27 protein-coding genes are annotated in these 21,925 nt (G+C 73.5%); 6 read left to right on the forward strand and 21 right to left on the reverse strand.

Annotation, left to right across the window (positions count from 1 at the left end):
* Positions 1-94 precede the first annotated feature (94 nt).
* From ACZ6X9_RS11995 to hisI, 12 genes are all read right to left on the reverse strand, one after another.
* On the reverse strand, positions 95-826 hold the full coding sequence (locus tag ACZ6X9_RS11995) for a VIT1/CCC1 transporter family protein (protein ID WP_469777866.1): 732 nt from the start codon (positions 824-826) through the stop codon (positions 95-97).
* Between the two features lie 348 nt (positions 827-1,174).
* A complete protein-coding gene (gene lgt, locus ACZ6X9_RS12000) occupies positions 1,175-2,104 on the reverse strand; it encodes a prolipoprotein diacylglyceryl transferase (protein ID WP_469777867.1) in 930 nt (309 codons plus the stop codon).
* 176 nt (positions 2,105-2,280) lie between these two features.
* Positions 2,281-3,072, reverse strand: a complete 792-nt coding sequence (locus ACZ6X9_RS12005) for a DsbA family protein (protein WP_469777868.1) — start codon at positions 3,070-3,072, stop codon at positions 2,281-2,283.
* A 90-nt stretch (positions 3,073-3,162) separates the two neighbouring features.
* Positions 3,163-3,981 carry a tryptophan synthase subunit alpha gene (gene trpA, locus ACZ6X9_RS12010; RefSeq protein WP_469777869.1) on the reverse strand — a complete coding sequence of 273 codons (819 nt, stop codon included), beginning with the start codon at positions 3,979-3,981 and terminating at the stop codon, positions 3,163-3,165.
* Positions 3,978-5,261 carry a tryptophan synthase subunit beta gene (trpB, locus tag ACZ6X9_RS12015; protein ID WP_469777870.1) on the reverse strand — a complete coding sequence of 428 codons (1,284 nt, stop codon included), beginning with the start codon at positions 5,259-5,261 and terminating at the stop codon, positions 3,978-3,980. The genes trpA and trpB overlap by 4 nt, the downstream gene beginning before the upstream one ends.
* Before the next feature lie 78 nt (positions 5,262-5,339).
* Positions 5,340-5,492, reverse strand: coding sequence for a tryptophan biosynthesis modulator TrpM (gene trpM, locus ACZ6X9_RS12020; protein ID WP_469777871.1), 153 nt, complete (start codon positions 5,490-5,492; stop codon positions 5,340-5,342).
* A gap of 7 nt (positions 5,493-5,499) precedes the next feature.
* On the reverse strand, positions 5,500-6,309 hold the full coding sequence (gene trpC / locus ACZ6X9_RS12025) for an indole-3-glycerol phosphate synthase TrpC (protein ID WP_469777872.1): 810 nt from the start codon (positions 6,307-6,309) through the stop codon (positions 5,500-5,502).
* A 148-nt stretch (positions 6,310-6,457) separates the two neighbouring features.
* Entirely contained in the window at positions 6,458-6,898 is a 441-nt protein-coding gene (locus tag ACZ6X9_RS12030; RefSeq protein ID WP_469777873.1) for a DUF2752 domain-containing protein, read from the reverse strand.
* Positions 6,899-7,058: 160 nt separating this feature from the next.
* On the reverse strand, positions 7,059-7,301 hold the full coding sequence (locus ACZ6X9_RS12035) for an HGxxPAAW family protein (RefSeq protein ID WP_469777874.1): 243 nt from the start codon (positions 7,299-7,301) through the stop codon (positions 7,059-7,061).
* Positions 7,302-7,428: 127 nt separating this feature from the next.
* Complete coding sequence (locus tag ACZ6X9_RS12040) at positions 7,429-8,079, reverse strand: TIGR02234 family membrane protein (protein ID WP_469777875.1); 651 nt, start codon at positions 8,077-8,079, stop codon at positions 7,429-7,431.
* A 43-nt stretch (positions 8,080-8,122) separates the two neighbouring features.
* Positions 8,123-9,682, reverse strand: coding sequence for an anthranilate synthase component I (locus ACZ6X9_RS12045; RefSeq protein ID WP_469777876.1), 1,560 nt, complete (start codon positions 9,680-9,682; stop codon positions 8,123-8,125).
* Between the two features lie 11 nt (positions 9,683-9,693).
* A complete protein-coding gene (gene hisI, locus ACZ6X9_RS12050; RefSeq protein ID WP_469777877.1) occupies positions 9,694-10,119 on the reverse strand; it encodes a phosphoribosyl-AMP cyclohydrolase in 426 nt (141 codons plus the stop codon).
* 64 nt (positions 10,120-10,183) lie between these two features.
* Between hisI and ACZ6X9_RS12055 the strand changes: the two genes are divergently transcribed.
* Together ACZ6X9_RS12055 and ACZ6X9_RS12060 are read left to right on the forward strand one after the other, a co-directional pair.
* The gene (locus tag ACZ6X9_RS12055) at positions 10,184-11,044 is read left to right on the forward strand and encodes a hypothetical protein (protein ID WP_469777878.1); all 861 of its coding nucleotides are present in this window, start codon (positions 10,184-10,186) and stop codon (positions 11,042-11,044) included.
* Positions 11,045-11,126: 82 nt separating this feature from the next.
* On the forward strand, positions 11,127-11,759 hold the full coding sequence (locus tag ACZ6X9_RS12060) for a TIGR03085 family metal-binding protein (RefSeq protein ID WP_469777879.1): 633 nt from the start codon (positions 11,127-11,129) through the stop codon (positions 11,757-11,759).
* Positions 11,760-11,931: 172 nt separating this feature from the next.
* Here ACZ6X9_RS12060 and hisF read toward each other — a convergent pair whose 3' ends face one another.
* From hisF to hisD, 8 genes are read right to left on the reverse strand one after another with little or no spacing between them, the layout of a single operon-like run.
* The gene (gene hisF / locus ACZ6X9_RS12065) at positions 11,932-12,687 is read right to left on the reverse strand and encodes an imidazole glycerol phosphate synthase subunit HisF (RefSeq protein WP_469777880.1); all 756 of its coding nucleotides are present in this window, start codon (positions 12,685-12,687) and stop codon (positions 11,932-11,934) included.
* Positions 12,684-13,088 carry a RidA family protein gene (locus ACZ6X9_RS12070; protein ID WP_469777881.1) on the reverse strand — a complete coding sequence of 135 codons (405 nt, stop codon included), beginning with the start codon at positions 13,086-13,088 and terminating at the stop codon, positions 12,684-12,686. The genes hisF and ACZ6X9_RS12070 overlap by 4 nt, the downstream gene beginning before the upstream one ends.
* Positions 13,085-13,810 (reverse strand): bifunctional 1-(5-phosphoribosyl)-5-((5-phosphoribosylamino)methylideneamino)imidazole-4-carboxamide isomerase/phosphoribosylanthranilate isomerase PriA, encoded by a 726-nt coding sequence (gene priA / locus ACZ6X9_RS12075; RefSeq protein WP_469777882.1) that lies wholly within the window; start codon positions 13,808-13,810, stop codon positions 13,085-13,087. The genes ACZ6X9_RS12070 and priA overlap by 4 nt, the downstream gene beginning before the upstream one ends.
* Complete coding sequence (gene hisH, locus ACZ6X9_RS12080) at positions 13,807-14,442, reverse strand: imidazole glycerol phosphate synthase subunit HisH (RefSeq protein ID WP_469777883.1); 636 nt, start codon at positions 14,440-14,442, stop codon at positions 13,807-13,809. The genes priA and hisH overlap by 4 nt, the downstream gene beginning before the upstream one ends.
* A complete protein-coding gene (locus ACZ6X9_RS12085; RefSeq protein WP_223766975.1) occupies positions 14,439-14,606 on the reverse strand; it encodes a hypothetical protein in 168 nt (55 codons plus the stop codon). Before ACZ6X9_RS12085 ends, hisH begins: the two co-directional genes overlap by 4 nt.
* Positions 14,603-15,199: an imidazoleglycerol-phosphate dehydratase HisB gene (gene hisB / locus ACZ6X9_RS12090; RefSeq protein WP_004955323.1), complete on the reverse strand. Its 597-nt coding sequence runs from the start codon at positions 15,197-15,199 to the stop codon at positions 14,603-14,605. Before hisB ends, ACZ6X9_RS12085 begins: the two co-directional genes overlap by 4 nt.
* A complete protein-coding gene (locus ACZ6X9_RS12095; RefSeq protein WP_469777884.1) occupies positions 15,196-16,299 on the reverse strand; it encodes a histidinol-phosphate transaminase in 1,104 nt (367 codons plus the stop codon). The genes hisB and ACZ6X9_RS12095 overlap by 4 nt, the downstream gene beginning before the upstream one ends.
* On the reverse strand, positions 16,296-17,639 hold the full coding sequence (hisD, locus tag ACZ6X9_RS12100) for a histidinol dehydrogenase (protein ID WP_469777885.1): 1,344 nt from the start codon (positions 17,637-17,639) through the stop codon (positions 16,296-16,298). Before hisD ends, ACZ6X9_RS12095 begins: the two co-directional genes overlap by 4 nt.
* A gap of 246 nt (positions 17,640-17,885) precedes the next feature.
* Here hisD and ACZ6X9_RS12105 point away from each other — a divergent pair, with 246 nt between their 5' ends.
* The 4 genes from ACZ6X9_RS12105 (at position 17,886) to ACZ6X9_RS12120 (ending at position 21,224) form a co-directional block, all read left to right on the forward strand.
* Positions 17,886-19,490, forward strand: a complete 1,605-nt coding sequence (locus ACZ6X9_RS12105) for an oxidoreductase (RefSeq protein WP_469777886.1) — start codon at positions 17,886-17,888, stop codon at positions 19,488-19,490.
* Positions 19,491-19,572: 82 nt separating this feature from the next.
* A complete protein-coding gene (locus tag ACZ6X9_RS12110) occupies positions 19,573-20,310 on the forward strand; it encodes an LON peptidase substrate-binding domain-containing protein (protein WP_469777887.1) in 738 nt (245 codons plus the stop codon).
* Positions 20,311-20,327: 17 nt separating this feature from the next.
* Positions 20,328-20,825: a Cys-tRNA(Pro) deacylase gene (gene ybaK / locus ACZ6X9_RS12115; RefSeq protein WP_469777888.1), complete on the forward strand. Its 498-nt coding sequence runs from the start codon at positions 20,328-20,330 to the stop codon at positions 20,823-20,825.
* Positions 20,826-21,149: 324 nt separating this feature from the next.
* Positions 21,150-21,224 (forward strand): 50S ribosomal protein bL37, encoded by a 75-nt coding sequence (locus ACZ6X9_RS12120; protein ID WP_420895160.1) that lies wholly within the window; start codon positions 21,150-21,152, stop codon positions 21,222-21,224.
* A 3-nt stretch (positions 21,225-21,227) separates the two neighbouring features.
* Here ACZ6X9_RS12120 and ACZ6X9_RS12125 read toward each other — a convergent pair whose 3' ends face one another.
* Positions 21,228-21,848: an ABC transporter permease gene (locus ACZ6X9_RS12125; RefSeq protein WP_469777889.1), complete on the reverse strand. Its 621-nt coding sequence runs from the start codon at positions 21,846-21,848 to the stop codon at positions 21,228-21,230.
* Positions 21,849-21,925: the final 77 nt, after the last annotated feature.

Raw genomic sequence — 21,925 nt, forward strand, 5'->3', positions numbered from 1 at the left:
CGCTTGTGAAGATGTGCCCTGTTGCCGAAGGGTTGAAACCGCGCGGAAACCCGCTCGTGACGCGTGTTCGTTATGCGGTCGCCCGCATAGAGCATCACCCGACGGCGGTCCCGAAGGCAATACCCAGGAGATACGTCACACCGGCCGCCGCCCCGCCGAGCAGCAACTGCCGCAGTCCGCTGAACCACCAACCGCGCGCGGTGACCCGGGCGACGACCGCACCGCAGGCGAACAGCCCCAGCAACGCCAGCAGCACCGCGGGCCACAACTGCGACGCGCCGAGCAGGTACGGAAGGACGGGCAGCAACGCGCCCAGCGCGAACGAACCGAACGAGGCGAGCGCCGCCGTCATCGGCGAGGGCAGGTCGGAGGGGTCGATGCCCAGCTCCTCCCGGGCGTGGATCTCCAGCGCCTGCTCCGGGTCCTTCGACAACTGCCGCGCCACCTCGCGCGCCAGCGCCGGCTCCACCCCGCGCGACTCGTAGAGCGCGGCCAGCTCCTCCAGCTCGTCGGTCGGGTGCTTCCGCAGCTCACGCCGCTCGACGTCCAGCTCCGCGAGGACCAGCTCGCGCTGCGACGCGACCGACGTGTACTCCCCCACCGCCATCGAGAACGCGCCCGCCGCGAGACCGGCCAGACCGGTGATCACCAGCGTCTGCGACGTCGCGTCCCCACCCGCGACACCCGTCAGCAGCGCGAGGTTCGACACGAGGCCGTCCATGGCCCCGAACACGGCCGGACGCAGCCAGCCGCCGTTCACATCGCGGTGCGTGTGGTTGTCGCGGTGGGCTATGTGGGTGGTGGCGGCGGTGTCGAGGACGGCCATGGTGGGTTGCTCCTTCGCCGGGGGGGGCGGGCCTTGCGCCCTGATCCCTATCGGTTCGAAGGTACGCGCGGATGGCATGTCCGCGCTAGCAAGGAAGGCCGAACTTACCTCGCTGACCTGGGGTTTTGCGGTGCCCCGGTCCCACCCCTTCGCCGTTTCCTGGGGCTGCGCCCCAGACCCCCTTGTCGCGGCTCCGCCGCTCGTCCTCAAGCGCCGGACGGGCTGATTCAGCCCGTCCGGCGCTTGAGGACAGCGCCCGCAGGGCGCTTGGGGGTGCGGGGGCGCAGCCCCTGCAAGAAACGGGAAGGGGCGGGACAGGGGCACCCCCATCCCGCCCCAGCGCAGCACTCAGAGCTTCTTGGCCGCCTCAGGGCCATCCGCCGACTTCGGAGCATCCGCCGGCTTCGCCGGAGGAGCATCCTTCACGTCCGGACCGGACTCGTCCAGCACCGCGTCGGAGACGCCCGGCTCGACCACGGCCTCCCGCCCGGGGACCTTCTTCGAGGACACGGCGATGTACACCACCGCCGCCAGGAACACCACGATCGACGTCCACCCGTTGAGCCGCAGCCCGAGCACATGATGCGCGTCGTCGACCCGCAGGTACTCCGTCCAGAAGCGCCCCACCGTGTACGCCGCCACGTACAGCGCGAACGCCCGCCCGTGCCCCAGCTTGAAGCGCCGGTCGGCCCAGATCACCAGGGCGGCGACCCCGAGGCACCAGAGCGACTCGTACAGGAACGTGGGGTGGTACGTCCCGGCGATCCGTCCGATCCCCGGATCCGCGTCGATCTTCAGCGCCCAGGGCAGATCCGTCGGCTTGCCGTAGAGCTCCTGGTTGAACCAGTTGCCCCAGCGGCCGATCGCCTGGGCCACGGCGATGCCGGGGGCGACGGCGTCGGCCCAGGCGGGCAGCGGGATGCCGCGCCGGCGGCAGCCGATCCAGGCGCCGACCGCGCCCAGGGCGACGGCACCCCAGATGCCGAGCCCGCCCTCCCAGATCTTGAAGGCGTCGACCCAGTTCCGCCCCTCACCGAAGTACAGCTCGTAGTCGGTGATCACGTGGTACAGCCGGCCGCCGACGAGGCCGAAGGGCACGGCCCAGACGGCGATGTCGGCGACGGTCCCGACCCGGCCGCCGCGCGCGACCCAGCGGCGGTTGCCGAGCCAGACGGCGGCGAAGACGCCGATGATGATGCAGAAGGCGTAGCCGCGCAGCGGGACCGGCCCCAGGTGGAGCACGCCGGTCGACGGGCTGGGAATGTATGCGAGATTCATGGCATCACCGACGCTACCCTGCCGGGGCGCGCGAGCGGCAACCCACCCGGGACAACAGCTCCGTAACGGGCCCCGCGCCCCACACGGGGAAGTGGGTCCCGCACGCGGAAGCGAGCCCCGCCCGCCTCAGTGCTTCTTCGCCCCGCCCGCCTCAGTGTTTCTTCACCCCGCCCGCCTCAGTGCTTCTTCTTGGCGGCCGCCACCGTCATCTCGCGCAGCTTCGCCGGGGTCAGCGGGTGGGCCGGGTCCCCGTACACGCTCTTCCCGTTGAGCAGCACGGTCGGGGTCGCCTTGTAGGAGCCCTTGCGGAACGCCTCGTGCGCCTGCTTCACCCACGTGTCGTGCATGCCGTCGTCCACGCACTTCTGGAAGCCGGGGGTGTTCAGCCCCGGGACCTGCTCGGCGAGCTCGTACAGCCGGGAGGTGTCGGCGTAGGCGTCCTTCGTCTCCGGCGGCTGGTTCTTGTAGAGGACGTCGTGGTAGGCGGCGAACTTGCCGACGTCCTGCGCGCAGGCCGCCGCGTTGGCCGCCTTCAGCGAGCCCGTGCCGCCGAGATTCCGGTCGATGAGGGTGACGATGTGGTACTCGGTCTTGAGCTTGCCCTCCTGCTCCAGGTCGCGCACGGTGTCCCGGTACGCGTTCTCGAACAGGGCGCAGGCCGGGCAGCGGAAGTCCTCGTAGACGGTGAGGGTGGCCTTGGCCGCCTTCTTGCCGACGGGGATGGTGGAACCGTCCTTGCCGAGGGCTCCCTGCGGGGGCAGCGGCGGGCCCGCGGCCTCGTCCTTCTTCTCCCCGCCGGTGTTCGCGACGACGGCCGCGACGCCGGCGCCGGTGCCCAGCACCCCGACCACCGCCAGCCCCGCGATCATCGCCCTCTTGCGTTTGGCGCGGGCGATGTCCTTCTGGCGCTGTTCCTGCAGGCGCTCGCGGGCGCTGCGCTTTCCGTCGCTGCTGCTCTTCTCGTTCACGTCCCCGTACAACGAACCGGGGGTGCGCCCCAGCGCACCCCCGGTCCCAGGTTCCTTCGAACGGAGTACCCGGCCTCGTCCGGTGCGGGATCAGCCCCGCTTGCGGACGCCCTCCGCGAGCTCCCCTGCCAGCTCCCGCACCGCCGCGAGCCCGGCCGCCTCGTCCGGGGCGTCCAGCATCCGCTTGACGAACGCGGAGCCGACGATGACACCGTCGGCGAACCCGGCGACCTCGGCGGCCTGCGCCGCGTCGGAGACGCCGAGCCCCACGCAGACGGGCAGCGCGGTGCCGGTGGCGCGGGTGCGCTCGACCAGCTCCCGGGCCTGGGCGCCGACGGACACGCGGGTGCCGGTGACGCCCATCAGGGAGGCCGCGTAGACGAAGCCGCTGCCCGCCGCGGTGATGGTGGCGAGCCGCGCGTCCCTGCTGCTCGGCGCCACGACGAAGACCGTCGCCAGGCCGTGCTTGGCGGCGTGCTCGCGCCACAGGTCCGACTCCTGGACGGGCAGGTCGGGCAGGATGCAGCCCGCGCCGCCCGCCTCGGCCAGCTCGGCGGTGAAGCGCTCGACGCCGTAGCGGTCGATGGGGTTCCAGTAGGTCATGACGAGGACGGGCTTGCCGGTGGCCGCGTGGGCCTCCCGCACCGTCCGCAGGACGTCCGCGATCCGGACGCCGCCCTTCAGGGCGATGTCGTCGGCGGTCTGGATGACGGGCCCGTCGAGGACGGGGTCGCTGTGCGGCAGCCCCACCTCGACCACGTCCGCCCCGCCGTCGAAGACGGCCTTGATCGCCGCGATGCCGCCGTCCACGGTCGGGAAGCCGGCCGGGAGGTAGGCGATGAGCGCGGCGCGGTCCTCGGCCTTCGCCGCGGCGAGGGTACGGGTCAACAGCTCGGCGTTCCCGCTCACTTGGCGTCCCCCTCGATCTCGGCGGTGTCGGTGCGGTCGGCGGCCACCTCGGCGTCGGTGTCGTAGAGGCCGAAGTAGCGGGCGGCGGTGTCCATGTCCTTGTCGCCGCGGCCGGACAGGTTGACGACGATCAGGCCGTCCCGGCCCAGCTCCCGGCCGACCTCCAGGGCGCCGGCCAGGGCGTGGGCGCTCTCGATGGCCGGGATGATGCCCTCGGTGCGGGACAGCAGCCGCAGCGCCCGCATCGCGGCGTCGTCCGTGACCGCCCGGTACTCGCCGCGCCCGGAGTCCTTGAGGTAGGCGTGCTCGGGGCCGACGCCGGGGTAGTCCAGGCCGGCCGAGATGGAGTACGGCTCGGTGATCTGGCCCTCGTCGTCCTGGAGGACGTAGGAGCGGGAGCCGTGCAGGATGCCCGGCTCGCCGGCGCTGAGGGTGGCCGCGTGCTCGCCGGTCTCGACGCCGTGTCCCGCCGGCTCGCAGCCGATCAGCCGGACGTCCGCGTCGGCCAGGAAGGCGTGGAACAGGCCGATGGCGTTGGAGCCGCCGCCGACGCAGGCGACGGCCGCGTCGGGCAGCCGCCCGGCGCGCTCCAGGATCTGCCGGCGGGCCTCGACGCCGATGACCCGGTGGAAGTCGCGGACCATGGCGGGGAACGGGTGCGGCCCGGCGACGGTGCCGAAGAGGTAGTGGGTGTGGTCGACGTTGGCGACCCAGTCGCGGAACGCCTCGTTGATGGCGTCCTTCAGGGTGCGGCTGCCGGACTTCACGGCGACGACCTCGGCGCCGAGCATCCGCATCCGGGCGACGTTGAGCGCCTGCCGCTCGGTGTCGACCTCGCCCATGTAGACGGTGCAGTCGAGACCGAAGAGGGCGCAGGCGGTGGCGGTGGCGACGCCGTGCTGCCCGGCGCCGGTCTCGGCGATGACGCGCGTCTTGCCCATGCGCTTGGTGAGCAGCGCCTGGCCCAGCACATTGTTGATCTTGTGGGACCCGGTGTGGTTGAGGTCCTCGCGCTTGAGGAAGACCCGGGCGCCGCCCGCGTGTTCGGCGAACCGCGGCACCTCGGTGAGGGCGCTGGGGCGGCCCGTGTAGTTGACCATCAGGTCGTCGAGCTCGGCCGCGAACGACGGGTCGGACTTGGCCTTCTCGTAGGCGACGGCGACCTCGTCCACGGCGGCGACCAGCGCCTCGGGGATGAAGGTGCCGCCGAAGGCGCCGAAGTAGCCCGCCGCGCTGGGCACCAGGCCCTCGGGGTCGGGAACGAAGAACTCAGAGGACACGGAGGTACTCCTGTGACAGAAAAGGGCGGCGGGCAAGGCGCGGGGACACACCCCGCGCGCGCTCGCCGAAGGGACCGGCTACGGGTGAGCGGTCCGGCGCCATCGGCGCCCGTTGATCTGTCCGGGCTCGCACCCGATGTGGTAGCGGACACGGCGTCCGCGCACCCGCCGCGCCGGCGCGCGGCAGCCCCGGGGGCGGCACCCCCGGGCCAGGCGCGCGTACGCGGTCATGCCGTCCTCAGCTCCTGCCGTGCCGCAGGGCCGGGTGGGCGCCGGCGGCGACCAGGTCGGCGACGGCCGCCTTGGGGTCGCGCCCGGTCACCAGGGACTCGCCGACGAGCACCGCGTCCGCGCCGTCGTTGGCGTAGGCGATGAGGTCGTGCGGGCCGCGCACCCCGGACTCGGCGATCTTGACGATGCCGTCCGGAATCTCGGGGGCGACCCGGGCGAAGGTGCCCCGGTCGACCTCCAGCGTTCTGAGGTTCCGCGCGTTGACGCCGATGACGCGGGCGCCGGCGGCGACCGCCCGCTCGACCTCGTCCTCGTCGTGCACCTCGACCAGCGGGGTGAGCCCGATGGACTCGGCCCGCTCGATCAGGGAGACCAGGGCCTCCTGCTCCAGGGCGGCGACGATCAGCAGCGCGAGGTCGGCGCCGTAGGCGCGGGCCTCCCACAACTGGTAGGCGGTGACGATGAAGTCCTTGCGCAGGACCGGGATGTCGACCTTGGCGCGGACGGCCTCCAGGTCGGCGAGCGAGCCGCCGAAGCGGCGCTGCTCGGTCAGCACGCTGATGACGGAGGCACCGCCGGCCTCGTAGTCGGCGGCGAGCCCGGCGGGGTCGGCGATGGCGGCCAGCGCGCCCTTGGACGGGCTGGAGCGCTTGACCTCGCAGATCACGGAGACGTTCTCACCGCGCAGGGCGGCGGCGCCGTCCCTGGCCTGCGGGGCCTTGGCGGCCCGCTCCTTGAGCTCGTCGAGGCCGACGCGCGCCTGCCGTTCCGCGAGGTCGGCACGGACTCCGTCGATGATCTCGTCGAGCACACTCACGCGAGCGGCCCCCTTCCGGGCTCGGATGATCTGGGCTGATGCGGTTCGTACTCATCCCACCAGCACACTGTGATGGTACTTGCCGTCGGACGGAGGTCGTGCATCCGGTTGACGGCGGCGTCGCGTCCGCCGGTGCCGAAGCCCGGCGTCACGGGGCGAGCACCGCCCCGCAGGGCAGGTTCCGCACCACGGTGAAGGCCAGCACCAGGACTCCGACGCCCCACCAGTGGACCGGCCGCAGGGCCAGGGGCATCCCGCCGTCGTGGCGCACCGCGCGGACGCACCACGCGGCCCAGAGGACGGCGAAGACGGCGTAGCCCGGGACGGCCAGGGCGTTGGCGCGCAGGGCGGCCGGGAGGTCACCGTGCAGCAGGGCGTACAGCCCGCGCAGGCCGCCGCAGGCGGGGCAGAGCAGGCCCGTGTGGCGCGACAGCGGGCAGACGGGGTAGTGACCGGGCTCGTTCGGGTCCACCGTCCGGACCAGGGCCGCCGCCGCGGCGAGCCCGGCGGCGACGCCGAGCGGCGCGCCCAGCCGGCGGACGGACGGCGCGGTGGTGGCCCGGCGGGGGCCGGAAGCGGACTCCCTCACCCCGCCAGTCTCCGCCGGGTGGCGCGGGGGCGCGACCGCGCGGCCGGGAACCCGCCGCGGTGCGGACACACGAAAGCGCGGCTCAGGCCGCTCGTACGGAGGACGTACGGGCCCGGGCCGCGCCGTGCGCGAGGGGGGAGTGGGTGCGGCGGACCGCGGGTCAGCCGTTCTGCGGCTGGGCGTCCGCCTTGGGCCGCGAGCCCATCTTGGGGGCCTGGCCGAGGCCCATCAGGCGCATGATGCCGCCGACGATCGCGCCGAGGAAGATGACGCCGACCCCGGCCCAGAAGCCGACCGGCTTGGCCATCACGATGAACGCGCTGGCGACGCAGAAGCCGATGAAGGAAATGATGACACCGGTCCAGGCGGCCGGGGTCTGTCCGTGGTGTACCTGACCCGACATGACTTGACTCCTCGTTGCTGGGGGTCGCCGAATCGCGCCTGCGGGCGCATGACCCTCATGGTCATTGTTCCTGACGGCCGGTGACCGGCTCGACGTGGGGTGGGCCTGGGGACGCCCCCGGCGGCGGCTATCGGGGCGCGGGGTCGCCGGTGGGGTCCTCTCCCCGGTCGAGGGCCTTCCAGATCTCCTCGGGCCGCTCCGGGTCCGGCGCCCGGCGCGGGCGGCGGGCGCGCGGGGTGCCGTCGCGCTCGTACCGGCCGCCCATGGAGGGCCAGTGGCGGCCGTAGCGCAGCGCGAGCAGCCCGGCGAGCAGCAGCAGGACGCCGCCGGCCAGGGCCACCCAGGGCCACGGCGTGTGGGTGACGTGCTCGACGGCGGCGCTGGACAGGCCGGTGGTCCTGGCCGCCTTCTCCTCCAGGGCCCCGGTGTCGGAGGCGCCGGTGACGCAGCCGATGACGACGCCCGCGCCGGACAGCGCCAGCACCGCGGCGACCAGCGTGCGGCCGGCCCGGCGCACGGCGAAGACGGCGACGAGGGCGGCCAGCCCGACGATGGCGAGGGCACCGGGCAGGCCGGTGACGTCCTGGCCGGTGGCCTGCTCGCGGGCGGCGTCCCGGACGCCCGCCGCCGTGCCCTCGGACCAGGTCCGGCCGCCCGCGAGCAGCACGAGCGCGGCGCCGGCGGCCGTCAGGAACAGGGCGGCGCCGACGCTGCGCCGGGCGCTCCGGCCGGGTCCGGGCTCGGTGCGGGTGCGGGGGTGGGGTACGGCTGCGCTCACCCTTCCACTATCCCCTGCGCCCGAGCGTGCCGCGCAGCCGGGGTCACGCCGGTGCCCCCGGGCGGGTGAGCCGGGCGGCGCCGTGCACGGCCCGCAGCACGGCGGCGGCCTTGTTGCGGCACTCGGTGTCCTCGGCCACCGGGTCGGAGTCGGCGACGACGCCCGCGCCCGCCTGGACGTAGGCGGTGCCGTCACGGAGGACGGCGGTGCGGATGGCGATGGCGGTGTCCGAGTCCCCGGCGAAGTCCAGGTAGCCGACGCAGCCGCCGTACAGGCCGCGGCGGGACGGTTCGAGCTCCTCGATGATCTGCATGGCCCGCGGCTTGGGCGCGCCGGAGAGGGTGCCGGCCGGGAAACAGGCGGTGAGCACGTCGAACGCCGTCCGGCCGGGGGCGAGGCGCCCGGTGACGGTGGAGACGATGTGCATGACGTGGCTGTAGCGCTCGATCGACATGAAGTCGACGACCTCGACGCTGCCCGGCTCACAGACCCGGCCGAGGTCGTTGCGGCCGAGGTCGACGAGCATCAGGTGCTCGGCGCGCTCCTTGGGGTCGGCGAGGAGTTCCTCGGCGAGGGCGGCGTCGGCCTGCGGGGTGGCGCCGCGCGGGCGGGTGCCGGCGATGGGGTGGACCATGGCCCGCCCGTCCTCGACCTTCACCAGCGCCTCGGGGCTGGAGCCGACGACCTGGAACCCGTCGAACCGGAACAGGTACATGTACGGGCTCGGGTTGGTCGCCCGCAGCACCCGGTAGACGTCCAGGGCGGAGGCCGCGCACGGCGTCTCGAACCGCTGGGAGGGCACCACCTGGAACGCCTCGCCGGCCCGGATGCGCTCCTTGATGTCCTCGACGGCCGCCTGGTAGTCGGCGCCGCCCCAGCGGGCGGTGAACTCCGGCAGCTCGGCGGACGGCAGCACCGTGGGGTGGGTGGGGACGGCCCGGTGCAGGTCGGCGGTCATCGCGTCGAGGCGGGCGACGGCGTCCGCGTACGCCTCGTCGACGCCCGTCTCCAGGTCGTTGTGGTTGATCGCGTTGGCGATCAGCAGGACCGTGCCGTTCCAGTGGTCGAGGACGGCGAGGTCCGAGGTGAGCAGCATGGTGAGTTCGGGCAGCCCGAGCCCGTCGCCCTCCCCGTGCCGGTCGCCGATCTTCTCCAGGCGGCGCACGACGTCGTAGCCCAGGTAACCGACCATGCCGCCGGTGAAGGGCGGCAGCCCGGCGCCCTCGATGAGGTCGCGCGGGGTGTGCAGGGCCTCGACGGTGGCGCGCAGGGCGCGCAGCGGGTCGCCGTCGGTGGGAACGCCGACGGGCGGGGTGCCCAGCCAGTGGGTCTCGCCGTCGCGTGCCGTGAGGGTGGCGGCGCTGCGGACGCCGATGAAGGAGTACCGCGACCAACTGCGGCCCTGTTCCGCGGATTCCAGCAGGAAGGTACCCGGCCGTTCGGCGGCGAGCTTGCGGTAGAGGGCGACCGGGGTGTCGCCGTCGGCGAGGAAGCGCCGGGTGACCGGGATGACCCGGCGGTCCTTGGCCAGCGCGCGGAAGGTGTCGGCGTCGGGGACCTGAGCGGGACCGGGAGCGGGGCCGGAAGCGGTGGTGGCAGCCATGGCAGCGGAGCCTACTGGCCCAGGGGCAGGTCACCGGCGTCGAAACAGGTGCGCGTCCCGGTGTGGCACGCCGGGCCGGTCTGGTCGACCTTGACCAGGAGGGTGTCGCCGTCGCAGTCCAGGGCCACGGACTTCACCCGCTGGACGTGACCGGAGGTGTCCCCCTTGACCCAGTACTCGTTGCGGCTGCGGCTCCAGTAGGTGCACCGGCCGGTGGTGAGGGTGCGGTGCAGCGCCTCGTCGTCCATCCAGCCGAGCATCAGCACCTCGCCCGTGTCGTACTGCTGGGCGACGGCCGGCACGAGCCCGTCGGCGGTGCGCTTGAGGCGCGCGGCGACCGCGGGGTCGAGCGCGGTGCTGCCGGGGACGGCCGGGGCGTCCGGGACGGCCGGGGCCGGCCGCGCGGGCTCGGAACTGGAAAGGGCGTTGCCGTTCATGGAGCCATTGTGCCGCTCTTGGACCGGTCGCATGGATGTCCGAGGGATACGGCATGCTTCCGTCATGACCTCACCGCCTCCTCCCCCTCCCTCCAACCCGCCGCAGCCGCCCGGGGGCGGCGGCGGCTTCGGACCGCCGACGGGCTTCGGCCCGCCGCCGGAGCAGCCCCCGCCGTACGGTGGCGGCCAGTCCCCCTACGGCGGCCAGTCCCCTTACGGGCAGGGCCCGCAGCAGCCCTACGGCCAGAACCAGCCGCCCGGATACGGCCCCTACGGGTCGCAGCCCGGCACGCCCCCGCCGCCCTCGGGGGGCGGCGGGGCGAAGATCGCCGCCATCGTGGTCGGCGCGGTGCTGGTGGTCGGCCTGATCGTGGGCGGCGTCATCTACGCGAACAAGGACTCCGGAGGCGACGACAAACCGGCCGCCAAGGGCTCCTCCACGCCCAGCGCCTCGTCGAGCGACGCCCCGACGTCCAGACCGTCCCCCCTCCCCACGCTCCCGCACATACCCCTCCCGCCGACGCCCACCGCCGAGCCGTCGCCCTCCGGCTCCTCGTCGATCGTGGTGCCCATGGTCGTCGTCAAGCCCGGCGAGTGCTTCGACCACCCGGCGATGACCCCGTCCGTCACCCGCGTGGAGAAGAAGTCCTGCGACGGCAGCCACGACGGCGAGGCGATCACCAACCGGACGCTGAGCAACGGCCTGCTGACCGAGACGGACATCCAGGAGAAGGCCCGGGGGCTCTGCAAGCCGGACGCCGAGCGGCGGCTTCGCGCCGTGAACGACGGCCGCCTGTACTACTACTTCGCGCTCTACCCCAACGAGCGGACGTACCTGCTGACCGGGGAGCGCCGCGTCACCTGCTGGATCGCCCGCAGCGACAAGCCGGGCGGCGCCAAGCTGACGGCACCGCTGCCCGAGTAGACCGGGGCCGGGGCGCCGCGGCCGGGCACCCGGCGGGCGCGGCGCCGTGGCACGGCGGCGGCGCCGACCGTAGGCTGCCGCCATGTCGACCCACGCACAGCGCGAACGCCTGCTTCTCGCGGATCTGTTGGAGACCGCGGGTCCGAACGCCCCGACGCTCTGCCAGGGGTGGAGCGCCCGCGACCTCGCCGCCCACATCGTGGTGCGCGAACGCCGCTCGGACGCCGCGGCCGGCGCCCTGTTCAAACCGCTGGCCGCCCGCCTGGAGCGGGTGCAGTCCGAGTTCGCCGCCAAGCCGTACGAGGAACTGATCCAGCTCATCCGCACCGGGCCGCCGCGCACCTCGCCGTTCGCCCTCAAGCAGATCGACGAGGCGGCGAACACCGTCGAGTTCTACGTCCACACCGAGGACGTCCGCCGCGCCCAGCCCGACTGGACGCCCCGCGAACTCGACCCCGTCTTCGCCGACGCGCTCTGGTCCCGCCTGGAGAAGATGGCCCGCGTCCTCGGCCGCAAGGCTCCCGTCGGACTCGTCCTCCGCCGCCCCGACGGGCGCACGGCGGTCGGCAACCGGGGCGTCCCGGTGGTGACCGTCACCGGTGAACCCAGTGAGCTGACGCTGTTCGCCTTCGGGCGGCAGGCCGCCGCGCGGGTGGAACTGGAAGGCGACGAGGTCGCGAAGGCGAAGCTGCTGGCGGCGCGGCTGGGGATTTGAGGGCGCCCCGGTCCCACCCCTTCGCCGATTCCTGGGGGCAAGCCCCCAGACCCCCGAAACCGCGCTCCGCGCGGTTGTCCTCAAACGCCGGACGGGCTGATTTCAGCCCGTCCGGGGGTGCAGGTGCGGAGCCCCCGCAAGAAACGGCGAAAGGGCGGGTCAGGGGCAGACCTCACCGCACGGGATGCCCCGCATCCCGCAGCGCCCCCTTGACCTCCCCGATCCGCAGATCGCCGAAGTGGAAGACGGAAGCGGCCAGCACCGCGTCCGCCCCGGCGGCCACCGCCGGCGCGAAATCGGCGAGCTTCCCCGCCCCACCGCTGGCGATGACCGGCACCGACACATGCCGCCGCACAGCGGTGATCATCTCCGTGTCGTACCCGTCCTTCGTCCCGTCCGCGTCCATGGAGTTGAGCAGGATCTCCCCGGCCCCGAGCTCGGCCGCCCGGTGTGCCCACTCGACCGCGTCGATCCCGGTCCCCCGCCGTCCGCCGTGCGTGGTGACCTCGAAGGACCCGGACGGCGTCCGCCGCGCGTCGACGGACAGCACGAGCACCTGCCGCCCGAACCGCTCGGCGATCTCCCGCACGAGGTCCGGCCGCTCGATGGCGGCGGTGTTGACGCCGACCTTGTCGGCCCCGGCGCGCAGCAGCTTGTCGACGTCGTCGGCGGTCCGCACCCCGCCGCCCACGGTCAGCGGGATGAAGACCTGCTCGGCGGTCCGCCGGACCACGTCGTAGGTGGTCTCGCGGTTGCCGGAGGAGGCCGTGATGTCGAGGAAGGTGAGCTCGTCGGCGCCCTCCCGCCCGTAGAGGCGGGCCATCTCGACGGGGTCGCCCGCGTCGCGCAGGTTCTGGAAGTTGACCCCCTTGACGACCCGGCCGTTGTCCACGTCCAGGCAGGGGATGACTCGGACCGCGAGGGTCACGCCGTTACTCCTCTGAATGCTTCTACTTCTACTTCGACCAGGACGCGCGAGTCGACGAAGCCGGACACGACGACCATGGTCGCGGCGGGCCGGATCCCGTCGAAGAGTTCCTTGTGGGCGCGGCCGACCTCGTCGACGTCCCGCGCGTGGGTCAGGTACATCCGGGTGCGGACGACGGACTCGGGGCCGAGGCCGAACCGCTCCAGCGCGGCGAGCGCGTTGGAGAAGGCGGCCCGGGCCTGCTCGTACGGGTCGCCTTCGCCGACGAGGACGCCGTCGACCAGCGGCATGGTCCCGGCGACGTGCACCCGGTCCCCGGCCGCCACGGCACGCGCGAAGCCGATCGTCGCTTCCCAGGGGCTGTCTGTCTGCACGCGCTGCGGGGCCGGGGTCTCACTCATACGGACACTGCCTCCAGGGCCTCTTCCAGGGTGAACGCCTTCGCGTAGAGGGCCTTGCCCACGATCGCGCCTTCGACACCTTCCGGTACCAGACTGGCGATCGCCCGGAGGTCGTCAAGGGAGGAGACTCCGCCGGAGGCGACGACCGGCTTGTCGGTGGCCGCGCAGACGTTCTTCAGCAGTTCCAGGTTGGGGCCCTGGAGGGTGCCGTCCTTGGCGATGTCGGTGACGACGTAGCGGGCGCAGCCCTCGGAGTCGAGGCGGGCGAGCGTCTCGTAGAGGTCGCCGCCGTCGCGGGTCCAGCCGCGGCCGCGCAGGGTGGTGCCGCGCACGTCGAGGCCGACGGCGATCCTGTCGCCGTGCTGGGCGATGACCTTGGCGACCCACTCGGGGGTCTCCAGGGCGGCGGTGCCGAGGTTGACGCGGGTGCAGCCGGTGGCGAGGGCGGCGGCCAGCGAGGCGTCGTCGCGGATGCCGCCGGACAGCTCGACCTTGATGTCCATGGCCCGGACGACCTCGGCGATCCGCTCCCGGTTGTCGCCGGTGCCGAAGGCGGCGTCCAGGTCGACCAGGTGCAGCCACTCGGCGCCGGCGTCCTGCCAGGCGCGGGCGGCGGCGAGCGGGTCGCCGTACGAGGTCTCGGAGCCCGACTCGCCGTGGACCAGACGCACCGCCTGGCCGTCGCGGACGTCTACGGCGGGGAGGAGTTCGAGCTTGGTCACAGGGTTCCGATCCAGTTGGTGAGGAGCTGGGATCCGGCGTCGCCGGACTTCTCGGGGTGGAACTGGGTGGCCCACAGGGGCCCGTTCTCGACGGCCGCGACGAACGGCTCGCCGTGCTCGGCCCAGGTCACCAGGGGCGGCTTGATGGCCTCGTTGGTGACTTCGAGGCTCCAGTCGCGGACGGCGTAGGAGTGCACGAAGTAGTAGCGGGTGTCGGCGTCGAGCCCGGCGAAGAGGGCGGAGCCCTCGGCGGGGGCGACGGTGTTCCACCCCATGTGCGGGACGACCGGGGCCTTGAGCGGCTCGACCGTGCCGGGCCACTCGTCCAGGCCGTCGGTCTCGACGCCGTGCTCGACGCCGCGGGCGAAGAGGACCTGCATGCCGACGCAGATGCCCATCACGGGCCGGCCGCCGGACAGCCGCCGGTCGACGATCCAGTCGCCGCGCGCTTCCCGCAGTCCCCGCATGCAGGCGGCGAAGGCTCCGACGCCGGGGACGAGGAGGCCGTCGGCGTTCATGGCCCGGTCGAAGTCGCGGGTGATCTCGACATCGGCGCCGACGTGGGCGAGGGCCCGCTCGGCCGACCGGACGTTGCCGAACCCGTAGTCGAAGACGACGACCTTCTTGCTCATGACCACAGGCTTTCGATCCGCATCACCCCGGCGGTCAGCGCCATCGCGGCACCGATCCCCAGCAGCACGATGACGCCCTTGGGCATCCCCTGCTTGGCGAAGGAGATGATCCCGCCGACGAGGAAGAGCCCGACCAGGATCAGGGCGGTGGAGAGGCCGTTCACAGCGCACCCTTCGTGGACGGGAGAATTCCGGCGGCGCGCGGGTCGCGCTCGCACGCGTACCGCAGCGCCCGCGCCAGCGCCTTGAACTGGCACTCCACGATGTGGTGCGCGTTGCGCCCGTACGGCACGTGGACGTGCAGCGCGATCTGCGCCTGCGCCACGAAGGACTCCAGTATGTGCCGGGTCATCGTGGTGTCGTAGGTGCCGATCATCGGCGCGATGTTCTCGGGCTCGGTGTGCACCAGGTACGGCCGGCCGGAGAGGTCGACGGTCACCTGGGCCAGCGACTCGTCCAGCGGGACCGTGCAGTTGCCGAACCGGTAGATGCCCACCTTGTCGCCGAGCGCCTGCCGGAAGGCGGCGCCCAGCGCGAGGGCGGTGTCCTCGATGGTGTGGTGGGTGTCGATGTGCAGGTCGCCGTCGGTCTTGACGGTGAGGTCGAACAGCCCGTGCCGGCCCAACTGGTCGAGCATGTGGTCGTAGAAGCCGACCCCCGTCGACACGTCGACCTGCCCGGTCCCGTCGAGGTCTATCTCGACCAGGACGGACGTCTCCTTGGTGGTCCGCTCGACGCGACCCACGCGGTGGTTCATCGGTTCTCCTTCATGACGGCGCGCACCGCGTCCAGGAACGCGTCGTTCTCCTCGGGGGTGCCCGCGGTGACCCGCAGCCGGCCGGGCACGCCGTTGTCCCGGACCAGGACGCCCCGGTCGAGAATGGCCTGCCAGGCGGCGTGGGCGTCCTCGAACACCCCGAACTGGACGAAGTTCGCGTCGGACGCGGTGACCTCGCAGCCCATCGCCCGCAGCTCGGCGACCAGGCGGTCCCGCTCGGACTTGAGCCGCTCGACGTAGCCGAGCAGCGTGTCGGTGTGCTCCAGCGCCGCGAGGGCGGTCGCCTGGGTGACGGACGAGAGGTGGTACGGCAGCCGGACCAACTGGACGGCGTCCACCACCGCCGGGTCGGCGGCCAGGTAGCCCAGCCGCAGCCCGGCCGCGCCGAACGCCTTGGACATCGTCCGCGAGACGACGAGGTGCGGCCGGCCCTCGATCAGGGGCAGCAGCGACGGGTGGTGGCTGAACTCGCCGTACGCCTCGTCCACGACGACCATCGACGGCTTGGCCGCCTGCGCCGCGTCGTACAGCCGCAGCACGGTCTCCGCGTCCACGGCGGTGCCGGTGGGGTTGTTGGGCGAGCAGACGAAGACCACGTCGGGGCGGTGCTCGGCGATGGCCGCGACCGCCGCGTCCACGTCGATGGTGAAGTCGTCCCGGCGCGGCCCGGCGAGCCAGTCGGTGCCGGTACCGCGCGAGATCAGGGCGTGCATCGAGTACGAGGGCTCGAAGCCCATCGCCGTACGCCCGGGCCCGCCGAAGGTCTGGAGCACCTGCTGGAGGACCTCGTTGGAGCCGTTGGCCGCCCACACGTTCGCGCACCCGACCACGTGCCCGCCGGTACGGGTGAGGTACTCGGCGAGCCGGGTGCGCAGCTCGACCGCGTCCCGGTCGGGGTAGCGGTTGAGGTGCCGGGCGGCCTCGGCGACGCGCTCGGCGATCCGGGCGACCAGGGCCTCGGGCAGCGGGTAGGGGTTCTCGTTGGTGTTCAGCCGGACGGGGACGTCGAGCTGCGGCGCGCCGTAGGGGGTCTTGCCGCGCAGTTCGTCCCGGAGGGGAAGGTCGTCGATGCGGGTCACGCGCTCTTACCAGGGACCTTCCAGTCGAACCGCGCCTTGAGCGCCGCGCCGTGCGCCGGCAGGTCCTCCGCCTCCGCCAACGTCACCACGTGGTGGGTGACGTCGGCGAGCGCGTCGCGGCTGTAGTCCACGACGTGGATGCCGCGCAGGAAGGACTGCACGGACAGGCCGGAGGAGTGGCAGGCGCAGCCGCCGGTGGGCAGGACGTGGTTGGAGCCGGCGCAGTAGTCGCCGAGGGAGACGGGCGCGTACGGGCCGACGAAGACCGCGCCGGCGTTGCGGACCCGGGCGGCGACGGCGGAGGCGTCGGCGGTCTGGATCTCCAGGTGCTCGGCGGCGTAGGCGTCGACGACGGCGAGGCCCTGGTCGAGGTCGTCGACGAGGACGATCCCGGACTGCCGGCCGGCCAGCGCCTCGGTGATCCGCTCGACGTGCTTCGTCGCGGCGACCTGGGTCTTCAGCTCGGCCTCGACGGCCTCGGCGAGCGCCTCGGAGGGCGTGACGAGGACGGCGGCGGCCAGCGTGTCGTGCTCGGCCTGGCTGATCAGGTCGGCGGCGACGTGCGCCGCGTCGGCGGTGTCGTCGGCGAGGATGGCGATCTCGGTCGGGCCGGCCTCGGCGTCGATGCCGATGCGGCCCTTGAGCAGCCGCTTGGCGGCGGCGACCCAGATGTTGCCGGGGCCGGTGACCAACTGGGCGGGCCGGCACTCGTCGGTGCCGTAGGCGAACATGGCGATGGCCTGGGCGCCGCCGGCCGCGTACACCTCGTCGACGCCGAGCAGGGCGCAGGCGGCGAGGATCGTCGGGTGCGGGAGGCCGCCGCCCCAATGATCAGGAGAAGGGGCCTTCTGCGGCGGGGACGAAACGGCCAGCGAGGCGACACCGGCCTCCTGCGCGGGCACGACGTTCATCACGACGGACGACGGGTAGACGGCGTTGCCGCCCGGCACGTACAGGCCGACGCGCTCGACAGGCACCCAGCGCTCGGTGACCGTGCCGCCGGGGACGACGGTGACGGTCTTGTCGGTGCGGCGCTGCTCGCGGTGGACGAGGCGGGCGCGGCGGATGGACTCCTCCAGGGCGGCGCGGACCGCCGGGTCCAGCTCGGCCAGGGCGCGCTCGATCGCCTCGGGCGCGACGCGCACCCGGTCGATGGTGACGCCGTCGAACTTCTCCGCGTAGTCGATCAGTGCCGCCGTCCCGCGATGATGCACGTCCTCGCAGATGGGCCGCACCTTCTCCAGGGCGGCCTCGACGTCGAGTTCGGCTCGGGGCAGCAGGTCGCGGTCGATGACGCCGTCGGTGACGGCTCCGCCGCGCAGATCGATTCGGGAGATCACATGGCCAATTGTCTCAGACCCGTCCCGGCGCACGGCTCTCCGTACCACCCAGTGATACGCCGCACGGGAATCGATCTTCACTCCGCCGCACCCACCCGGGGACGCCCTTGACGGGCGCCCGTCAAAGTCGTCGCACGCTGCGTGTTCAAGCGGTCACCCACCGGGAATCGAGCCAGTACGCGCGGTCGGCGCCACGGGAGTCACAGGCGTGCGGCGCCGGACCGGGCGCTCGAGAGGGAGGGAACCGTGACCGCGTCCTCCGACGGAGATCCGCCCCCCGGCCTGGAGCTCACCCCGGCCGAACGGGGCATGTGGCAGGCCTTCCGCTGCGGCACCACCCACGACCTGCGCACCCCGCACCCGGAGCGGAACGACCCCGACGGCCCCTACACCTGGGGCCCCGAGCGCAGTGTACGGGCCCGGGTGATCGCGTTGCTGCTGCTGGACGGCCCGCCGGCGTTACCCGGCCGGGTGCCGGCGCTCAAGCTCAACGGCGTGCAGATCACCGGGCTGCTCGACCTGTCCGGCGGCACGGTCGTCCCCTACGTGGAGCTGCAGAACTGCCGCTTCGAACAGCAGGTGCTGCTGCCCGAGTGCCGGTTCACCACCCTGCGGCTGGTGGGCTGCTCCCTCCCCCGGCTGGAGGCCGCCCGGCTGCACACCGAGGGCGACCTGCACCTGCCGCGCTGCGTGGTCCGGCGCGGCATCCGGCTCAGCGACGCCCGGGTCGGCACCGACCTGCTGCTCAACCAGGCCGTGGTCCGCCGCGACCGGCGCGGGGTGTGCATCGCCGCCGACGGCCTCACCGTCGGCCAGGACCTCCAGGCGGAGCTCGCCCGGGCGTACGGGGAACTGAGCCTGCGCGGCGCGAAGATAGGGGCCTCCCTCAGCCTGCGCGGCACCACCCTCAGCAACCCCTTCGGCCGGCGGGCGCTCAACGCCCCGCAGCTCACCGTCGAGCGGACCGTCTACCTCACGCCCGCCGCCGAGGAGGGCCCGGTCGTCTCGGGCGCCACGCCCCCGTACGGCATCTCCCCGAGCGGCCCGGCCTACGGGACGCGGCTGCGGAACTTCAGTTGCGAGGGCGGGATGCGGCTGGACGACGGGCGGTTCGGCGACGCGCTCGACTTCAGCGGGGCACGGCTGCTGCTGTCCGACGGCCAGGAGGTGTCGCTGCGCCGGATCCAGACGCCGGAGCTGCGCTTCCTCGGGCAGCGGCCGGAGCACGGGCGGGTGGTGCTGTCCGGCGCGCGGGTGGTCAACCTCGTCGACCGGTGGGAGAGCTGGCCCGGCCCGGGTGGGCTGGTGATGGCCGGGTTCTCGTACGAGACGCTGATACCGCACGGCTCGTTCCCGCTGGCCCGGCGGCTGGAGTGGGTGGCCGCCGCGACCCCGGAGTACGCGCCCGAACCCTACGAGTGCCTGGCCGCCTCGCTGCGGGTCAGCGGCGAGGACACCGACGCCCGGGCGGTGCTGCTCGCCAAGCAGCGCCGCCGCCGCGAGACGCTGCCCCTGGCCGGGAAGGCGTGGGGCTACCTCCAGGACTGGACGGTGGCCTACGGCTACCGCCCCGGACGGGCCGCGCTGTGGATGGCGGTGCTGTGGGCGCTGGGCACCCTGTGGTTCGCCCGGCACCCGCTGCCGCCGGTCAAGCCACAGGAGGGCGCGCCGACCTGGAACGCCGCGCTCTACACCCTCGACCTGCTGCTGCCCGTCGTGGACCTGGGGCAGGGCGGGGCGTGGAAGACCAGCGGGGCGGGGCAGTGGCTGGCCACGGCGCTGGTGCTGGTCGGCTGGGTGCTGGCCACGACGGTCGCGGCGGGCGCGTCGCGGCTGCTGCGCCGGCAGTGACCGAGGTCGCCGACGGCCGCGGAGACCGGGGACCGGTCGGAAGGGAGCGCTCCCGCCCCCGCAGGGCCTAGGCTTACCGGCTGTGACCACCGCGCGCCTCCCGATCTTCCCCCTCAACTCGGTGCTGTTCCCGGGCCTCGTCCTGCCTCTGAACGTCTTCGAGCAGCGGTACCGCGCGATGATGCGCCACCTCGCGGAACTGCCCGACGACGCCCCGCGCCGGTTCGGGGTCGTGGCCATCCGCGACGGCTTCGAGGTGGCGCACAGCGCCCCGGGGCTGCCGGCGGAGACCCGGCCGGAGCCGGGCCCCGCGACGGGCTTCGGCCCGGACCCGATGGCCGCCTTCCACGCCGTCGGCTGCGTCGCGGAGGCCGCGACCCTGCGGGAACGGCCGGACGGCACGTTCGAGGTCCTCGCCACCGGGACGACCCGGTTCCGGCTGCTGTCGGTGGACGCGACGGGCCCGTTCCTCACCGGCGAGACGGAACCGCTGGAGGAACGTCCGGGCGAGGGCGCCGGCGCGCTCGCCTCAGGGGTGCTGCGGGCGTTCCGCGCCTACCAGAAGCGGCTCGCGGGGGCCAGCGAACGGACCCTCTCCGGCCGGCAGGACATCCCGGAGGAGCCGTCCGTCCTGTCCTACCTGGTCGCCTCGGCCACCATGCTCGACGTCCCGGCCAAACAGCGGCTGCTCCAGGCGCCCGACACCGCCTCCCGGCTGGCGGACGAGCTGAAACTCCTGCGCACCGAGACCGCCTTGATCGGTAAGCTCCCCTCGCTGCCGGCGGTGGACTTCACCCGGCAGCCGACGAGTCCCAACTGAGCGGAGGCGAAGCCGAGTTGGCGAAGAAAGCCGCAGGTACGTCAGGCGGCACCCCCGCCGTGGTCGCCCTGGAGAAGGCGGGCGCCCCCTTCTCCCTGCACGCCTACACCCACGACCCGGCGTCCGCGTCCTACGGCGAGGAGGCCGCCGACGCTCTCGGTGTGGAGCCCGGGCGTGTCTTCAAGACCCTGGTCGCGGAGGTGGACGGCGCCCTGACGGTGGCCGTCGTCCCCGTCAGCGGCTCCCTGGACCTGAAGGCCCTGGCGGCGGCGGTGGGCGGCAAGCGGGCCGCGATGGCGGATCCGGCGGCGGCGGAGCGCAGCACCGGGTACGTGCGGGGTGGCATCTCGCCACTGGGCCAGCGGAAGCGGCTCCCGACTGCCGTCGACGCGTCCGCGCTCGCGCATCCCACGATCCATGTGTCGGCGGGGCGCCGGGGGCTGGAAGTGGAATTGGAGCCGGGGGTGCTGGTGCGGCTGACCGGGGCGAAGGTCGCGGACATCGCGCGGGTGTGAGGGGGCCCCGGTCCCTCCCCCAGAGGGGGCACCCCCACCTTCGCCGTTTCCTGGGGCTGCGCCCCAGACCCCGCTTGTCGCGGCTTCGCCGCTCGTCCTCAAACGCCGGACGGGCTGTATCAGCCCGTTGGGGGTGCCCCCTCTGGGGGAGTTTGAGGACAGCGCGCGCAGCGCGCTTCGGGGGTGCGGGGGCGCAGCCCCTGCAAGAAACGGTGAAAGTGGGGGTCCCCCCTCTGGGGGAGGGACCGGGGCCTAGACGGCGGCGGAACGCCGCGCTACGACAGGAGCGCGAAGCGTCACCCGACCGCCCACGAAAGGGCCCACATGTCCAAGCGCACCCGCAAGCGCAAGTGGCGTCTCAAGAAGAACCGAGCCAACCACGGCCGCCGCCCGGCCTAAAGCTCACCGAGAACCGGCGCCCGCCTCCCACGGCGGGACCGGTTCCGGGTCCCGCGGTCCGAAGGCCGCGGTGAGGGCCAGGTGAACGGCCATCGCCGCGATCGGGAAGGCCAGCAGCATCCCCTTGGCGCCGAGCCGCAGCGGCGCGTCGAAGACGACGCCCTTGCCGACCGCCCGCGCGTGGGCCGCCACGTCGGAGGCGGGTCCGAGCCAGACGCCCAGCCGCCAGGCGAGCACGGAGGCCAGCAGGGCGCCCACCGCCAGGGCGGCGACGACGGCGATGCCGCCGGCCCGCCGGAGGAGGAAGACGAGGGCCGCGGCCACCACGCCGAAGCCCAGGCCCAGCAGGGCGAAGGTGCCGTCGGCGCCGATCGCCTGCTCGCCCTCCGAGTTCTTGAGGAAGACCGCGCGGCCGTCCGAGATCAGCGGCACGTGCGGCGCCAGCCACACCCACAGCAGCCCGAAGAGCGCCCCGGAGACCGTCACGGCCGCCGCGACGACGCCCGCGGCGGGCAGTTCGGCGCGCACCGCGTCCAGGAGGCTCCGGCTCTCGTAGGAGGGGGCCGGGGTTCCGTGGCCGGGCGGGGTCGGGTCGTTCGACGAGGGTGTCAGTGGTGCGGTCACCCCGCCATCGTGCCAGGTCGTGGCAGTCGCGTCGGCGGCAGTACGGGCGGCGCGGCGCGTCCCCCGGGTCCCGCGCC

This window comes from Streptomyces sp. NPDC052910, from assembly GCF_055585605.1.

Excerpts from the sequence above, each read along its gene's own strand:
- hisB (WP_004955323.1), bottom strand. The coding sequence starts at position 15,199 with ATGAACCACCGCGTGGGTCGCGTCGAGCGGACCACCAAGGAGACGTCC.
- ACZ6X9_RS11995 (WP_469777866.1), bottom strand. The coding sequence starts at position 826 with ATGGCCGTCCTCGACACCGCCGCCACCACCCACATAGCCCACCGCGAC.
- ACZ6X9_RS12055 (WP_469777878.1), top strand. The coding sequence starts at position 10,184 with ATGACCTCACCGCCTCCTCCCCCTCCCTCCAACCCGCCGCAGCCGCCC.
- hisH (WP_469777883.1), bottom strand. The coding sequence starts at position 14,442 with ATGAGCAAGAAGGTCGTCGTCTTCGACTACGGGTTCGGCAACGTCCGG.
- trpM (WP_469777871.1), bottom strand. The coding sequence starts at position 5,492 with ATGACCGCGTACGCGCGCCTGGCCCGGGGGTGCCGCCCCCGGGGCTGC.
- ACZ6X9_RS12060 (WP_469777879.1), top strand. The coding sequence starts at position 11,127 with ATGTCGACCCACGCACAGCGCGAACGCCTGCTTCTCGCGGATCTGTTG.
- ACZ6X9_RS12045 (WP_469777876.1), bottom strand. The coding sequence starts at position 9,682 with ATGGCTGCCACCACCGCTTCCGGCCCCGCTCCCGGTCCCGCTCAGGTC.
- ACZ6X9_RS12070 (WP_469777881.1), bottom strand. The coding sequence starts at position 13,088 with ATGAGTGAGACCCCGGCCCCGCAGCGCGTGCAGACAGACAGCCCCTGG.
- hisI (WP_469777877.1), bottom strand. The coding sequence starts at position 10,119 with ATGAACGGCAACGCCCTTTCCAGTTCCGAGCCCGCGCGGCCGGCCCCG.
- lgt (WP_469777867.1), bottom strand. The coding sequence starts at position 2,104 with ATGAATCTCGCATACATTCCCAGCCCGTCGACCGGCGTGCTCCACCTG.
- ACZ6X9_RS12035 (WP_469777874.1), bottom strand. The coding sequence starts at position 7,301 with ATGTCGGGTCAGGTACACCACGGACAGACCCCGGCCGCCTGGACCGGT.